Here is a 15763-nt window from a genome sequence, read left to right on the forward strand (position 1 = left end):
CTCGGGCTCCGTGGGCGCGTGGCCGGGACGCGTCGGACGGGAGGCGCGGTGCACCATCCACAGGCAGCGCACGTCCGGCAAGTGCCGGGCTGGTGCGGCCGTAGGCTTGTCCGGTGACTCGAATCGTGCGCATCGCCGGCCCTGCCGTGCTGCTCCTCGCCGCGTTCGTGTCCGTGCTCGTCGCCCTGGTCGTCGGGGGTGCAGCGGCCGCACCCCTCGTCTCGGACCCCGGTGCCGTCGTCCGGTTCGGGCTGCCGATCGCCCGCACGGTGGTCGACCTCAGCGCCGCTGCGACGATCGGTGGCCTCGCGCTGGCGGTGGTGGGGTTGTCCCGGACGGCTCCGGAGTGGAACCGTGCGCTCGACGTCACCGCCGCGGCCGCCATGGTCTGGACGCTCGCAGCCGCCGTGACGACGTTCTTCACGTTCCTCAGCGTCGCGAACGTGTCGGTCACGGTGGACCCGCAGTTCGGCCAGACGCTCAGCGTGTTCCTCACCGGCACCGACCTCGGCCTCGCCTGGATCGTCACCGTGCTCGTCGCCGCGGCGGTCAGCGTCATGTGCTTCGCCGTCCGTTCGCGGGGCATGGTCGCCGTGGTCGCAGGTGTCGCGATGATCGGACTCGTCCCGATGGCGCAGCAGGGGCACGCGGCCGGCACCGCGAGCCACGACGCCGCCGTCACCGCGCTCGGACTGCACCTCGTCGGGGCGGCGCTCTGGGTCGGGGGACTCCTGCTCGTCGTCCTCGTGCGCGACGTCGTGTCGAACGACCGGATCGCACTGGTCGTCGGACGCTACTCGAGCATCGCGCTCGGCTGCTTCGTGCTCGTCGCGGTCTCCGGGTACGCGTCAGCGGCGATCCGGGTCGGCTCGTGGGGCGACCTCCTCACGCCGTACGGGGCGCTCGTCCTCGTCAAGGTCGGCGCGATCCTCGCGATCGGCGCGCTCGGGGTGCTCCAGCGCCGTCGGACGATCGCGGCGCTCGCGGCCGATCCCACACGTCGCGGTCCGTTCTGGCTCCTCGTCGTCGTGGAGCTCGCGGTCATGGGGGTCGCGTCGGGATTCGCGGCCGCGCTCGCACGGACCCCGACCCCCGTCGACCAGGTCGCCCTCAGCAAGACCACGAACCCGACCCCGGCCGAGCTCCTGACGGACGACACCCTGCCACGCGCGCCCGGCGCCTGGGGATGGCTGACCGGGTGGAACATCGACCTGTTCTGGCTCCTCGCCGTGCTGCTCATGGCCTGCACCTACGCGGCCGGGATCGTGCGGCTCCGGCGTCGTGGCGAGCCGTGGCCCATACGTCGGACCTTGGCTGCGGCGCTGTGCCTGCTCGCCCTCGTCGTCGCGACGAGCGGGTGGCTGCACCTCTACGACCGGTACCTCGTCTCCACGAACGTGGCCGCGCACGTGCTGCTCGGACTCGTCGTCCCGCTCCTCGCAGCGGCATCGGCCCCGGTGGTGCTCATCCGTGCCGCCGTGCACCCGCGGGACGACGGCAGCACGGGAATCCGTGAGTGGACGGGCATCCTGGTCGACAACGCCGCCGTCCGGTACCTCGCGCAGCCGTTCCCGGCCGTGGTGCTCCTCGGCGGCATCTGGTGGGCGTTCTACGGCACCCAGGCACTCCGGTGGTCGACGAGCGACGGCACCGGACGGACGATCGTCGACGCGGTGTTCCTGATCGTCGGACTCGTGGCGGCTCCGGGGCTCCTCACCCCGATCGCCGCCGGAGCCCGCCGTGCGACGCGAGCCGCAGCGCTCGTGCGCATCGGCGGTGCGGTCGTCGTCGGCGCGTCCCTCGCGGCGCTCGGGATCGCGTTCCGCGGACCGCTCGGACTCGTCGACGCCTCGTGGTTCGGCGCGATGGGTCGGACCTGGGGCGTGCCGCCGCTCACCGACCAGGCGCGCGGCGGCCTGGTGTTCATCGTCGCCGGCGCCGCGTTCGTGGTCGTCGTGGTGGCAGCGTCCATCGCCGCGCTCCGGCGCAAGACCCCGGCCCCGACGGATGGAGCGCGCTGATGGCCCTGGAACTGACGGCGGAGCAGCGGTCCGTGTTCGACCACATCGAGTCGACCCGCGACCACGTGTTCATCACGGGCCGCGCCGGTACGGGCAAGTCGACGCTCCTCCACCACCTGTCCTGGAACACCGCCAAGCAGGTCGTCATCTGCGCCCCGACCGGAGTGGCGGCCCTGAACGTCGGCGGCCAGACGATCCACTCGCTGTTCCGTCTGCCGATCGGGCTCATCGCCGACTCGACGATCGACCAGAACCCGGTGACCCGGAAGCTGCTCAACACGATCGACACCCTCGTCATCGACGAGATCTCCATGGTGAACGCCGACCTCCTCGATGCGATGGACCGGTCCCTCCGCAAGGCCAGGCAGCGGAAGACCGAGCCGTTCGGTGGCGTGCAGGTCGTGATGTTCGGTGATCCGTACCAGCTGCCGCCGGTGCCCGGGGACGTCGACGAGCGGGCGTACTTCACCGACCACTACCGCTCCATGTGGTTCTTCGACGCCAAGGTCTGGCTCGAGGCGCCGCTCAAGATCATCGAGTTGGCGAAGATCCACCGGCAGCACGACGAGGCGTTCGCGTCGATGCTCACGGCCGTCCGGCACGGGCGGGTCACCGCCGACATCGCGAACGTCCTCAACACCGCCGGGGCGCGGACCCCTCCGGACGGGGTGATCACGCTCGCGACGCGGAACGACACGGTCTCCCGTATCAACAAGACGGCGCTCGACCGGCTACCGGGCAAGGTCAAGACGGCCAAGGCGGAGCTGTCCGGCGACTTCGGCGGGCGGAACTTCCCGGCGGACGAGGCGCTCGAGCTGAAGCCGGGCGCGCACGTGATGTTCCTCCGCAACGACTCGGACCAGCGGTGGGTGAACGGCACCATCGGTGTCGTCACGAAGATCCGCGACACCGTGTGGGTGGAGGTCGACGACGAGGAGTTCGAGGTCGGCCCGAGTGTCTGGGAGAAGATCAAGTACTCGTACTCGGCGTCCACCAAGGAGCTCCGGAAGGACACCGTCGGTGAGTTCCAGCAGTTCCCCCTGCGTCTCGCCTGGGCCGTCACGATCCACAAGTCGCAGGGCAAGACCTACGACCGGGCGGTCGTCGACCTGGGCACCCGGGTGTTCAGCGCCGGCCAGGCCTACGTCGCGCTGAGCCGGATCACGGCGCTCGACGGACTGTACCTCACGCGGGACCTCCAGCCGCGGGACATCATCGTCGACAACGACGTCCGCCGCTTCATGTCCGAGGCGCCGCGCGTCGTGGCGACGGAGCTCCCGGCGCACGCCACCCCGACGCCGGACGCGTGACGCCGGACGCGTGAGTCCCGGCGCCCGGATCTCGGCGCACAGCGCGTGAAAAGTGCCCATCTGTCGGGTGGTCTTGATCCACTCGACAGATGGGCACTTCTCAGAACGCCGGTGGGCGCTCCTCGTTCGTCAGGCCGTCTGCGACGCCCGGAGCGCCCGGAGGTTCTGCTTGTCGGCGCCGAGCGCGGTGAGGACGAGGATCACACCGACGACCACGTGGAAGACGTTGTCGGTCGTGTTCGCGGCGAAGATGTTCGCGCTCGTGTTCATCAGCACGAAGCCGTAGACGCCGAGGACCAGACTGAGGATGCCGACGACCAGGTTCGTGCGGCGGGCCGCCGCGACGGTCGCGAGCGCGTTGATGAACAACAGGGCCGCGAACAGGGTCCAGACGGCGCAGATCGCCGGGTTCACCAGGAAGGCGTTCCAGAGGTACCCACCGGTCGACCCGAAGAAGCGGTGACCGCTCTCGTGCGTGAAGAAGAACCCGAGCACGCCCCAGATGGCGAACATCGTGCCGGCGGTCGCAGCGAGCCCGCGGTTCGGGGACGAGCTCAGGCCCGGCTCGGTGATGGCCATTTCGGTCTCCTCTTGGTTCGGCGTGTCCGCCCACTGGATGAACCGGGCGGCGGCGGAGGGCTTCTCGCGCGCAGGAGCAGCAGCGACCTTCCCAGCCTCCGACCGGCGTGCAAACGGTATCGTGTCCCGCCCCGACGTACCGAATCCGCTCGCACCGGATCCTGCCGCACCGGGTCCGCCTCCCACGGACCCGCCTCCGCCCGATCCGCGACCGCGAAGTGCCGCCACGAAGCGCACCAGCGCTCCGATGACGACCGCCCCGACCAGGAGGGCTCCCGTGACCAGCACACCCCGTCGCACGCCCGATGGAGCGCGACGCTGGCGATGGATCGGACTCGCTGCCGTGGGTTTCGTGATCGTGCCTCTCGTCTATGCGGCTGCGGTGCTCACGCCCACCGGGCAGCGGCTCGAGGACGCTGCGCTCAGCGGTGTGCGTGACACCGATCTGTTCGGGTCGGACGCCGCGCTCGGCGTCATCTCCGTCCCGGTGGTCCTGTTGCTCGTCGTCGTGATCGTCGCCGTCGGGTTCGCACGGCGGCGCCTCGGCGTCGGACTCGGGGCCGGGATCGTGGTGCTCGCGTCGGCGGGAACATCGACCCTCGTCAAGGATATCGCCGCGCGGCCCGAGATCGCCGGGTCGACGACACCGAATTCCTTCCCGTCTGGCCACGCCACCATCGCCCTCGCCGCACTGTTCGCGGTGCTCATGGTCACGCCACGACGATTCCGGTCCGCGGTGATCCTCGTCGGTGCCGCTTACGTCGTGCTCGTCGCGAACCAGACGGTGGTCTACGGGTGGCACCGTGTGAGCGACATCGTCGGCGCCTGCGGCGTCGCGCTGTTCTGGCTCGGGATCGTCCGGGCGTTCGGGACGCGCGTCGACCGGGGCGAGCGTGGCGACCGGGACGGTGCTCGCGGCCCTCGCAGACTCGTCACGGCCGTGATGCTCGTCGGCATCGGGGTCGGCGTCGTGGTCGGCGCCGCGGCGGTGCTGCTCACGGTGTCGGGCGGTGCCGACGACGCGCGCGGTGCACTCCTCGTCGCGGGTCGGATGGTCGCCTCGACGAGCGTGCTCGTCACCCTGCTCGCCGTGTGGCTCGCCGACGGGCTGCACCATGCGGCGCCGACGCCGCGCGTTCCGGCGACGGGAACGACCCGCGTCGGCTGATCCGCCCCGTCGTGACCGGAGGCGCACACCACCCGAGCGCGACCGCACGGCGGCGCATGCTGCCGGACTGGAGGCCCGTCCCACCGTCACCGGTCGACGCGCGTCCGCCGCGCATGCTGCCGGACTGGAGGCCCGTCCCACCGTCACCGGTCGACGCGCGTCCGCCGCGCCTCCAGTCCGGTGCCCGCCCGCCCGGCCTGCGCGCCGGGCGTTGCTAGGGTGGTCGGGTCGGCGGGGTCAGGCCTGACGGCAGCAGGACGACACGGGGTGCAGGACCCCGTCGGTGGCAGGCGTCGTAGGGACACGCATGCACGCTCGGAGCAGGACGACGGGTCGGCGTCGTCGAGCCGCACTCCGCCCTGCCCTCACGGTGCTGCTGACGATGTTCGTCGGCGTCGCGGTCGCGGTCGCGGTGCCCACGGCGGCCGAGGCGACCACCCAGACGACGACGGCCGCCGGGTACCCGGGGACGTCGGTGCAGGTGCAGGTCCGCAACGACCGACCCGGGCCGGCGAACACGCCCTGGACCTTCACGGCGCCACCCGGCACGACGATCACGGCCGCGGTCGGGAACGAGGGCGGCGGGCTCGGAGCCTTCTCCTGCAGGCCGACCGGCGGCGGCACCGGCGCGACGTGCGGACCCTCCGCGGGCGGCGGCTGGGGGATCGGCAACGTCGTCACCGTGACGCTCGCGATCGACGCCGGTGCTCCCTCGGGGCGGACGTCCGGGACCACGTCGATCCCGGGCGGCGAGTCCGGCACCTACGGACTGACGATCCTGCCGAACGCCGTCCCGGACCTGCTCGGCTGCGCGGTGCCCGGCGGCGCGCTCACCGACGCCGTGAGCACGCCGGTGTCCGGCGCGGCACAGGTCGGCGTGTACACCCCGATCGCGAACGGCACCGCGTTCAGGACGAACACGGACGCGTCGGGCTTCCCCGCCGTGTCGGGTGTGTTCTCTGCCGTCACCGGGGGGCCGCAGTACAGCTCGTTCGGTGTCGACGACTTCGGCGGGACGACCGTCTACCGCGGCGAACTCGGGACGGGCTACCAGGGGGTCGCGGTCGGCAACGACTCGACGCTGACCATCACGCTGCCGTACGCCCAGCGCGTGCAGTTCGGGCTCGGCGGGGTCGACGACCCGTCCGTCGTCGACGTCTCCGGCACCGGGCCGCTCGGGACCGTCCTCCCGACCGCCGCCGTCGGGAGCACGGCACCGGGGTCGTTGACGGCGTCCTCGACCGGGACGGCCACCAGGATCGTCGGGGGGAACGCCACCGCCGCGCGGGACTCGATCGCGGAGCGCGCCGTCGACCTCGGCTTCACGACACCCGTGACCTCGATCACGATCCGGGCCTTCGCGAGCGGAGCCGGGTCCGACGCGGGGTTCATCGTCACGCCCCCGATCGGATGCCAGCAGGGCACGGTCGACGCGACGGCCGGGGTGCCGACGATCACGGGCTCGGACGGCACCGCCGGCACGACGACGTACGACGTCCCCCTCAGCGAGACGGTCGCGAACACCTCCGGTGCCGACGACATGCAGTTCTTCCCGACCGTGCGGTCGGACCTCGCGACGCAGGTCCAGGCGCTCGGTGGGACCCTCGACGCGGTGACCCAGACGACCGCGACCGACCCTGCCTGTGCGGTCGACCCGGGCGCGGTGTCGTCCGGCCGCCTCGTCGCGGCACCGTCGAGCGTCGCACCGCTGGCCCCCGGGACGTCGTGCACCCTCGACGCCACCGCCTCGGTGACCCTGCCGCAGTCGCAGGACGTCCGGACACTCGTCACGACGTCGACCCTGGCGAGTTCGACGAACGACCGCGCGTCCCGGGTGAAGGCGACGGCGACGACGGCGATCACCTTCCCCGGCGCGACCGTGGGCATCGCGATCGCGCAGTCCGGGCCGGACTCGGCAGCGCCCGGCGCGACGATCGGGCACCGGGTCGTCGTCACGGACACCGGAACGGGTGCTGCGCGGGACGTCCGTACCTCGACCACGCTGCCCGACGGACTCACGGTCGCCGAGTTGCCGAGCGAGTGCACGCAGGACGGCCCGGGAGTGGCGTGCAGCATCGGGGTGCTCGCTCCGGGAGCCTCCGCGACGCTCGACTTCCGGCTGACTGTCGGTGACTCGCTGCCCGACGGGACGGCGTTGCCGTTCCTCGTCGGGGTGGCGACGAGCGACCTCCCCGGCCTCGCCACCGACTCGGCGTCCATCCGGGTGGTCGTCCCACCGGCGCCGCCGGGAGACGGGGGCTCGGGCGGCGGCGGAACCGGTGGCGGTGGCACTGGTGGCGGTGGCGGAACCGGTGGTGGCGGCTCGGGCGGCGGTGGCGGCGACGCAGGAAGCGGTGCCGGGGGTGGCAGCGGGAGCGGCGGGCCAGGCAGCGGCGGAACGTCCAGCGCGGGCAGCGGAACGGCACCCGGCGCGCCACGGCCGGGAACCCAGCAGCCCGCACCGAGCCCGGGATCCACGCCGGGTGCGTCCGACGACGGCGGGAGCACGGGTGACGGCACCGGTGGCACGGGTGGGGACGGCGCCGCAGGCTCCGGCGGGAACGGCACCGGTGGCGCGGGTGGGAACGGCACCGGTGGCGCGGGTGGGAACGGCACCGGTGATGGCTCGGGTGGTCCGATCGGCATGGACCTCCGCTTCGCGCAGAACGCCATGGCACCGGGCACCGTCGCCGCGATGCGCGGCACGCTCGGTCCGAACGCCAGCGGGCGCACCACGACGATCGAGTTCGCCGGCCGGGTCACGCTCGGCATGGTCTACCGGACGGTCATGGTGACCGTCGGCACGACCGACGTCGACTGTCAGATCGCCACGACGACGTTCTCGTGTGCGATCCCGCTCCGGACGGGGCAGTCCGCCGACGTCGAGGTCCGTCTGTTCGCGGACGCGGTGAACGCCCCCGCCATCGCCCGTCAGCAGCTCTCCGTGACCGCGGACCGAGCGGCGCAGTCGAACGCGATGACCTCCACCATCGCCGTCGGCTCGGGGTCGACCGACACCGAGCAGTTCGCCGCGGCGATCACCACGTTCGACTTCACCACGTTCCCCGGTGCGTTCATCCCGCTCCTGTCGATGCTCCTCCTCGCCCTGGCGGCGGCCGTCGTCGAGACAGGTCGACGCCGATCGGCAGCAGCAGCGGCCACGCCGGCGCCAGGCTCGGGACCTGCGCCGGCGCCGGGCCCGGGACCCGCGGGACCCACACCAGCGGCAGCTGCGGCACCGGCGCCAGGAGTCCCAGGCGCTGGGTCGCCACCACCCGCTGTGACACCCATCGACGCATCCCCCTCGCAGAATCCGCCACCAGATCCATCCGGGAGCACATCATGACCAGCACGCAGGAGTCCCAGGAGGAGCGGGCGAAGACCCAGCGCGCACGGAAGCGCAACCCGGCACCGATCGTCCTCCTCGTCGCGGTCGTGCTGCTCGCGGTCTACTACGTGGTGATCGGGGTCTCCGGGGCGCTCCGGACCTCGACCGCGGTCCCGGTGACGGGTCCGAACGCCCAGACCGGCAACTCGATGACGCTCCGGATGAGCGTGCAGGACATCGACCTGACGAACCGGGTCCTCCAGGCGAACGTGCTGCCGATCCCGCACGGCAACCTGGTCGGCGACAAGGCCGGCGAGATCTCGAAGCCGCTGCGCATCGAGGTCTCGAGCGGTGGCGTGACGACCTCCGTGGTGACCTTCCCCGGGCAGTCGGTGGTCGATCCCACGTCCCTGACGCTCACCCTCGATCGCGGCGACACCTCGTACCCGTTCGACCAGCCGTTCGCGAACTTCCAGATGAGTGTGCAGAACGACAAGACCGGCGCCTCGGTGCCGTTCGAACTGGATCTGTCGAACTCCGCGCGGCCGTGGGTGCTCGATGCGACCCGAGGTTCTGCGGAGACGCAGAACAGCCGCACTCTCGTGCCGATCACCGTCGACGGTCACCGCGACGTCCTGAGCGTCGTCATCGTGTCCTTCTACGTGCTGGCGATCCTCTTCACGACGCTCATGGCCGTGGTGACGATCGGGAGCGCGATCCTCCGCCGCAAGCTGGAGTTCTCGAACGTGATCTGGCTCTCAGCGACGCTGCTGTCGTTCCCGGCGCTCCGGTCGGCGATGCCGGGAGCGCCTCCGATCGGGACGACGCTCGACTTCGTGTTCCTGTTCCCGTGTCTCGTCCTCGTGGCGATCATGTTCGTCTGGACGGGTGCGTACATGCTCTGGCGGGAGAGCTCCGTGTTCCGGAGGTCGAGCTTCGACGACGACGGTCCGTCCGCCGCGGCGTAGCGGACGGACTGGAGGCACGGCGAGGGCCCGCCCCGTCGGCCGCGGTCGCGACGATGTCCGGCGCCGCCGCCGTGCCTCGGGTGTGGCGGCCGACGGCTTGTGCAACACGCCCAGAATGACGACGGACTTCGGCATGTGGAGTGTCAGGTATATGTTTCTGGTACTCAGCAGCGGAGCTGTGCCTGCCAACCGTGCCGTCAGTCAGGGCAAGTGCGCCGACCGCAGCCCCGGTCTGGCCCATCATCGAGTCCTGCCGCCAGTGAGAACGGAGACGAGATGGCGACTGTAACGAAACTCGGCTACGCGCCGCGCACCCGGGCGGGCCTCATGATCAGCTGCACCGGATTCGCTGTCCTCGCAGCCTCGACCAGCGTCCGCGTGGTCGCGGACGTCATCACCCCGGTGATGGGGGTCGGATTCGTGCTGGCGGTCCTGTTCATCGTGTACCTGCCGCGAACCATCCGCCCCGGCCGCACCTGGCTTCGCGCAGAACTCCCCCACGCACTGACGACACTCGCGTTCGTCGGCGCTGCTGTCGTCGCCCTCACCGCGGTGGCTGTCGGTGCACTCACGAACACCACACTGTGGGGGTGTGCCGCGACCGCTGTGATCGTTTCCGGAATGCTCCTCGTGGTGCTCGTCGCGCCGGATCGCAACCGGATCGCCTCCCGCTGACCATCGGTCGAGCCCCCGCCGGAGGTGCGGCGGGGGCTCGATTCGCGTCACACGAGCGCGAGCAGCATGCCGACCGCGCCGACGACGAGCACGCCGTCGATGAGCAGCCCGAACGCACGCGGGTGCAGGCGTCGGACGATCGACTTCGCGGCCACGGACCCGATCAGCAGGGCGCTCCCGATGACCAGTCCCCGGAGGAGCACGTCGCCCGGGAGCGCACCAGCGGCCTCGAACGCACTGAGCTTGCTGAGGTAGAGCACGACCGAGCTCGCCGCCTCCGACCCGAGGAACGCCCCGCCCGAGAGCCCGTACCCGGTGAAGACGGGGACACTGAGCGGCCCGGTCGACAGCACCAGCCCGGTGAGGAACCCGACCACCGCCCCGGCCGCGGCCATCTGCCAGAGCCGGATGTGCATCCGACGCCGTGCGACGACCCTGCGGGCCGGGATCAAGACGAGGAAGAACGCCGCGAGGCAGACGTCGACGATGCCCGGCGGGATGCTCAGGAGGGTGTGCGCCCCGAGCGCCGCGGCCGGGATGCCCGGGAGCGAGTAAGCGAGCACCGGACGCCACCGGATGTCCCGCCACCACGCGATCACCCGACCGACGTTGCCCATCACCGCCGCGATCCCCATGATCGGCACCGCGGCACGCGGACCGTACAGCACGACGAGCACGGGCAGGAGGATCAGCGAGGACCCGGTCCCGACCACGCCGCCGAGGACACCGGCGGCGATGGCGAGGGCGGACAGCAGGGCGAGTGTGAGCACGACGGACCTCCTGACCGTCGACGTCCGCGACGATCGGGATCCTCCAGGCTTTTGTCCGTTGAGATGACCGGGTCTCGTTCGGCGGACCCGGTGGCGTCGCTCGGACCAGTCGTGCCGCGCGGCACCGGAACCCTAGACGCTGTCGCCGATCACGCTAGCACCGGCCCGGTGGGTGGCCAGGATCGGCGTGCGGGGCAGTGAACCCGACCAGCGCGGCCTCGACGCGATTCCGGACGCCGAGCCGTTCGAAGAGCGCGGACACATAGCCCTTCACGGTGCCCTCCGTGAGGGACAGCTCTGCGGCGATCTCCGCGTTCGTCCGTCCGGTCGCGACGAGGTCGAGCAGCACGCGCTCCCGGGGTGTGAGCGTCGACGTCCGATCGAGCGTGGGAGATGCCGACCCGGAACGGCCGACCCGTGCGCCGAGCCGGGCCGCGACGTGGGCGGAGAGGGTGACCCCACCGGTCGCGGCCGCCCGGACGGCGCTGATGATCTCCGTCGGCGGCGACGTCTTCAGGAGGAACCCCTGCACGCCGATCGAGAAGGCATCGTCGACGTTCGCGTCCTCACCGAAGGTCGTCAGCATCACCAGCGCGAGCTCCGGACGCTTCTCCCGGAGGCGCCGTGCGACGGTCAGTCCGTCGTGACCTGGCATCCGGATGTCGAGCAGCACGACGTCCGGATCCTCGTCCTCGGTGGCGCGGATGGCCGCGACCCCGTCCCCGACCGCCAGGACGACGTCGATGCTCCCTGCCGTGAGGATGGTCGAGACGCTCTCCCGTACTGCGGCGTCGTCATCCGCGACGACGACCCGGATCACGTCCACGGGTGCGCCCGCAGGTCGTCGAGCCGCACGATGCGACCGTCAGCCGTGCACACTTCGAACGTCGCCATCGCGAGTGGGACATTGCCGTCGGTGTACTGCGCACATCGCCAGTCGCCGGGGTGCGGTGCGGTTGCGAGCAGCCGCGTCCGCGCCTCGTCAGCCGGGAGGCCCGTGGCGACCGAGCGGATCGGCTCCCCGACGCGCAGTGCACCGAACGTCGCCGGGTCGAGGACCGCCCCGTGGGCTGCAACGGCGTAGAAGGCGGCGATCGCGATCGCCGCACCGCTGCCGCCCGCGAGCACCTCCCGAATGAGACGTGTGCCGGGACGCGTCGGCCTCGCCTGGCTGGGACCCGAGGGCTCGCGCGGGAGCGTCGCACGGACGATGAAGTCGTCGCCCGTGTCGACGTCGAACACCCCGCCGAGCGACTCGACCCGGCGACGGAGCGTCATCAGCCCTGATCCACGCGCACCCTGCGTCGCCGGGGTCCGGGGGTTGGTCACGACGACCTCGGTCCCGGACCATGCGCCCACCCGGACGTCGAGCTGTACCGGCGTGCCGGATGCGTGTCGTGCCGCGTTCGTCAGTGTTTCGACGCAGACGGCGGCGACCACGGCGGCGACGCCGGGGTCGAGGCGGTCGACGGCAACCACGATCCGGGCATCGAGGTCCATGCCGGCCCGTCGCATCGACCCGACCGCGCGGTCCAGGCGTTCGGACGGCGTCGCATCGTCGCCGTGAAGGACGTCGAGGACATCGTGGAGCCGCTCGACTGCGTTCGCGGCCTCGACACGGACGAGCGCGGCAGCATCGCTCGTTTCGGCGTCGGCGACGACCTCGAGAGCGCTCGCGCGCAGTGCGACCACAGCGAGCTGATGACCGAGCGCATCGTGCATTTCCTCGGCGATCCGCGCTCGTTCCCGCGCGGCGGCGGTCGCGAGTGCTGCCGCGCGATGTCGAGCGCCGAGCACCCGGTAGCGGATGCCGACGGCGATGACGGCTGCGAGGAGGACCAGCACGAGCTGGGCGAGCACGACGAGGATCGCGGAGCCCGTCGCAGCCACGAACCCCACCATCAGCACGTCGAGGACCACCGCGATGCCCGCCGCGACGACGACACGCGGACTGGTCACTGGGTCTTCCTCTCCGGCGTCGCGATGGCCGTCATGCGTCCCGTCGGGCGACGACGGCCGTGCCGGCGGCGACGCTCAGGAGCGCCCACACCAGGAGGACGCACATCCCGACCCACGAAGGATAGGCTGATCCGTCGCCCTGCAGAAACGCTGCGAGACCACCAGCGGGAGTCCAGGGCCTCGTGCCGTCCGGGAGCGCGAGACCGGCGACGAGGAGGACCGTCGCCGCCGTGAGGGTCCCGACGGATCGGCGGAGCACGAACCCGAGACCGACGACGAGGATCCCGGCGAGTGCTCCCGCCGCTGCGCACCGCCCTGCGAGCCAGAACAGGTCCGTGACAGCGGGTGCTGCTCCGAGGCCGATCGCAGCAGCTCCGTCAGCAGCGACCCCGGCGAGGAAGCCCGCACCCGTTCCGAGCACCGCTGCCACGACGGACTTCGCAACCACGACCTGCCGCCGTCGGGGCCGTGCGAGGAACGTCGCGGTGGCGGTGCCTCCCTGGTACTCACTCGTCACCGTGAGCATCGCGGCCGCGGCGAGCACGAGCAGCGCGATCTGCACGGCCGTCGACGCCGGTCCGGTCGGTTCGGCCGTCACCGCGACCCCGGCCGCCTCCGCGGCGCGGGCGCTGTCGTTGCCGAGCGTGAACGCGACGACGGCTGCGACCGGGACGACTGCGGCCAGGCACAGCACAGGACTCCGGAGGCTCCACGCCTTGCCCCACTCGGCGGAGACCGCGCGTGCCCCGGATGCCGCGCGTGCTCCGGACACTGTGCTCACCGGTCCATCACCCCTCGATCACCGGACGTGAAGTCGACAGCATCGTGGACGAACGCCGTGTACGCCTCCTCGAGACTGCGTCGGAGCGCCGTCAGCTCATGGACGCGGATCGCGAGGTCGAAGGCGAGGTCGCCGACCAGTGCCGCGCTGACGTCGGCGATGGTGAGTTCGGAGGGACCGGTCCGCGCGACGTCCGAAGCCGTCGAGCGGCCAGCCAGCTGTTCTGCCAGGCTGTCGGTGTCCTCGACGCTCCCGAGGCGGACGCGAACCGTGGCACCGCCGTCGATCAGCGACGAGATGGTGCCCTCGTGGAGGAGCGCACCCCTCCCGAGGACGACGACTCGGTCGGCGACGAGCTCCAGCTCGGCGAGCAGGTGACTCGACAGGAGGATCGTGCGCCCCTCGGCTGCCAGACGACGCAGCAGGGTGCGGATCCACCGCACCCCGTCGGTGTCGAGTCCGTTCACCGGCTCGTCGAGGACCAGCACCTCCGGATCCCCGAGCAACGCGGCCGCCACCCCGAGCCGCTGCGACATCCCGAGCGAGAACCCGCCCGCGCGCCTGCCACCCACTGTTTCGAGCCCGACGAGTTCGAGCACCTCGTCGACCCGGGTGACCGGGATGCCCGAGTACCTGGCGAGGCCGCGCAGGTGTTCGCGAGCGCGGCGACCCGGGTGCGCGGAGTGTGCGTCGAGGTTCGCGCCGACGACCCGCATGGGGGAGCAGAGCTCGCGGTACGGGACGCCACCGATCGTCGCCACGCCTGACGTCGGACGGTCGAGGCCGAGCAACACCCGCATGGCCGTCGACTTGCCGGAACCGTTCGGGCCGAGCAGACCCGTCACGGTGCCCTGCGGCACCGACACGGTCAGGTCGTCGACGGCGGGATGTGAGCCGTACCGCTTGGTCACGTGGTCGAACTGGATCATGATCCGATGCTGGTCGGGGCAGGAGGTGCGCACCACCCACGAAAGTGAGCAGATCGCCCCGACCGGGGTGCCCGTCAGCGCGTGGGGCAGTGCAGGGTCGACGACGCGTACTGCCCGGTCGGGCGGTCGACGCGGTGCTCGGACAGCGGCGCACCGCAGATCGGACACGGCCGATCGTGGCTCCGGTCGTCTGGTTCCTCGGGATGGCCGGCACCGATCTGGGACGGTCCCATCTTCTTGATGAGCGTCGTGTTCCATCGCGCGTACCAGGAGGCGAAGCGCCGGGCCATGTCGATCTCCTCGATTTCATTCGTGCACGAACCATCAGTGTACGACCTGTTCGATGATCAGTCGAGGGGCTCCGCCACCGCCATGAGCGCGGTGAGGTCGTCCTTGAGCGACTCGAGCCGTGCGAGCGGCCACCCGAGCTGTGCGGCGACCGCGACCGGCACCGCTCCTGCACGCTCGCGGAGTGCGCGTCCAGCGGTCGTCAGGGCGACGTCGAGCTGTCGCTCGTCGACGGTGCTCCGTGTCCGGCGGAGGTAGCCTGCGCCCTCGAGCCGCTTGAGGAGCGGGCTGAGTGTGGCGGATTCGAGGTGCAGTTCCATGGCGATCTCGCGGACGGACCTGGGGTCTCGCTCCCAGAGCGCGAGCATGACGAGGTACTGCGGATGTGTCAGCCCCATCGGGTCGAGCAGCGGCTTGTACAGCCCGATGACGGCACGGCTGGTCGCCGCGAGCGCGAAGCAGAGCTGGCGATCGAGGGCGAGCGGGTCGCTGGTGGGGTCGGTCACCCCGTCGATGGTACGTGCACGAACGAGATCGCGCGCGAACGGGTCGCACACGGACGAGGTCGCGCGCGGGTGGGCGGTTGCGGCGTACCCTCAGGGGGTATAAGTTGCTCATCGAGCAGATACCCCAGTGGGGTACCGGAGGGGGCGTGATGGACGAGCAGGACGACCACGGCGCGCAGGGCACGCACACGGGCCACGTCGGCTACGTCGAGAACAAGGACGCGATCCTCAAGCGGCTGAACCGCGCGGAGGGGCAGGTGCGCGGCATCGCCCGGATGGTCGAGAACGAGACCTACTGCATCGACATCCTCACGCAGGTGTCGGCCGCCACGAAGGCCCTCGAGACCGTCGCCCTGGCACTCCTGCAGGACCATCTCGCGCACTGCGTCGCCGAGGCCACGGCCGAGGGCGGCGACGTCGCCCAGGCCAAGCTCCGCGAAGCCAGCGACGCGATCGCCCGCCTCGTGCGCTCCTGACCCCC

15 protein-coding genes are annotated in these 15763 nt (G+C 71.4%); 7 read left to right on the plus strand and 8 right to left on the minus strand.

Annotation, left to right across the window (positions count from 1 at the left end; translation table 11 throughout):
- Positions 1-113 precede the first annotated feature (113 nt).
- Together ASF23_RS14115 and ASF23_RS14120 are read left to right on the plus strand one after the other, a co-directional pair.
- Positions 114-2021, plus strand: a complete 1908-nt coding sequence (locus ASF23_RS14115) for a cytochrome c oxidase assembly protein (protein ID WP_156364534.1) — start codon at positions 114-116, stop codon at positions 2019-2021.
- Positions 2021-3331, plus strand: coding sequence for an ATP-dependent DNA helicase (locus ASF23_RS14120; protein ID WP_055954956.1), 1311 nt, complete (start codon positions 2021-2023; stop codon positions 3329-3331). Before ASF23_RS14115 ends, ASF23_RS14120 begins: the two co-directional genes overlap by 1 nt.
- A gap of 129 nt (positions 3332-3460) precedes the next feature.
- Here ASF23_RS14120 and ASF23_RS14125 read toward each other — a convergent pair whose 3' ends face one another.
- On the minus strand, positions 3461-3910 hold the full coding sequence (locus ASF23_RS14125) for a DUF4383 domain-containing protein (protein WP_055954959.1): 450 nt from the start codon (positions 3908-3910) through the stop codon (positions 3461-3463).
- Between the two features lie 277 nt (positions 3911-4187).
- On the opposite strand from ASF23_RS14125, the gene ASF23_RS14130 reads away from it, so the two are divergent.
- From ASF23_RS14130 to ASF23_RS14145, 4 genes are all read left to right on the plus strand, one after another.
- A complete protein-coding gene (locus ASF23_RS14130; protein WP_162236772.1) occupies positions 4188-5078 on the plus strand; it encodes a phosphatase PAP2 family protein in 891 nt (296 codons plus the stop codon).
- A 307-nt stretch (positions 5079-5385) separates the two neighbouring features.
- On the plus strand, positions 5386-8424 hold the full coding sequence (locus tag ASF23_RS14135) for a DUF11 domain-containing protein (RefSeq protein WP_055954965.1): 3039 nt from the start codon (positions 5386-5388) through the stop codon (positions 8422-8424).
- Entirely contained in the window at positions 8421-9374 is a 954-nt protein-coding gene (locus tag ASF23_RS14140; protein ID WP_055954968.1) for a DUF4436 family protein, read from the plus strand. Before ASF23_RS14135 ends, ASF23_RS14140 begins: the two co-directional genes overlap by 4 nt.
- Before the next feature lie 276 nt (positions 9375-9650).
- Positions 9651-10049, plus strand: a complete 399-nt coding sequence (locus tag ASF23_RS14145; RefSeq protein ID WP_156364536.1) for a hypothetical protein — start codon at positions 9651-9653, stop codon at positions 10047-10049.
- Between the two features lie 47 nt (positions 10050-10096).
- Here the strand turns inward: ASF23_RS14145 and ASF23_RS14150 are convergent, their stop codons facing one another.
- The 7 genes from ASF23_RS14150 to ASF23_RS14180 form a co-directional block, all read right to left on the minus strand.
- Complete coding sequence (locus ASF23_RS14150; RefSeq protein ID WP_055954974.1) at positions 10097-10819, minus strand: sulfite exporter TauE/SafE family protein; 723 nt, start codon at positions 10817-10819, stop codon at positions 10097-10099.
- A gap of 154 nt (positions 10820-10973) precedes the next feature.
- Positions 10974-11645: a response regulator gene (locus tag ASF23_RS14155; protein WP_200919368.1), complete on the minus strand. Its 672-nt coding sequence runs from the start codon at positions 11643-11645 to the stop codon at positions 10974-10976.
- Entirely contained in the window at positions 11636-12778 is a 1143-nt protein-coding gene (locus tag ASF23_RS14160) for a sensor histidine kinase (protein WP_055954976.1), read from the minus strand. The genes ASF23_RS14155 and ASF23_RS14160 overlap by 10 nt, the downstream gene beginning before the upstream one ends.
- Before the next feature lie 31 nt (positions 12779-12809).
- Complete coding sequence (locus ASF23_RS14165; RefSeq protein WP_156364537.1) at positions 12810-13559, minus strand: hypothetical protein; 750 nt, start codon at positions 13557-13559, stop codon at positions 12810-12812.
- Complete coding sequence (locus ASF23_RS14170; RefSeq protein WP_055954981.1) at positions 13556-14488, minus strand: ATP-binding cassette domain-containing protein; 933 nt, start codon at positions 14486-14488, stop codon at positions 13556-13558. The genes ASF23_RS14165 and ASF23_RS14170 overlap by 4 nt, the downstream gene beginning before the upstream one ends.
- 74 nt (positions 14489-14562) lie before the next feature.
- Positions 14563-14778, minus strand: a complete 216-nt coding sequence (locus ASF23_RS14175; RefSeq protein ID WP_055954985.1) for a hypothetical protein — start codon at positions 14776-14778, stop codon at positions 14563-14565.
- A gap of 57 nt (positions 14779-14835) precedes the next feature.
- On the minus strand, positions 14836-15282 hold the full coding sequence (locus ASF23_RS14180) for a MarR family winged helix-turn-helix transcriptional regulator (protein ID WP_200919369.1): 447 nt from the start codon (positions 15280-15282) through the stop codon (positions 14836-14838).
- 149 nt (positions 15283-15431) lie between these two features.
- Between ASF23_RS14180 and ASF23_RS14185 the strand changes: the two genes are divergently transcribed.
- Positions 15432-15758 (plus strand): metal-sensitive transcriptional regulator, encoded by a 327-nt coding sequence (locus tag ASF23_RS14185; RefSeq protein WP_055954988.1) that lies wholly within the window; start codon positions 15432-15434, stop codon positions 15756-15758.
- Positions 15759-15763: the final 5 nt, after the last annotated feature.

It is taken from the genome of Curtobacterium sp. Leaf261 (genome assembly GCF_001422205.1).
Taxonomy (GTDB): Bacteria; Actinomycetota; Actinomycetes; order Actinomycetales; family Microbacteriaceae; genus Curtobacterium.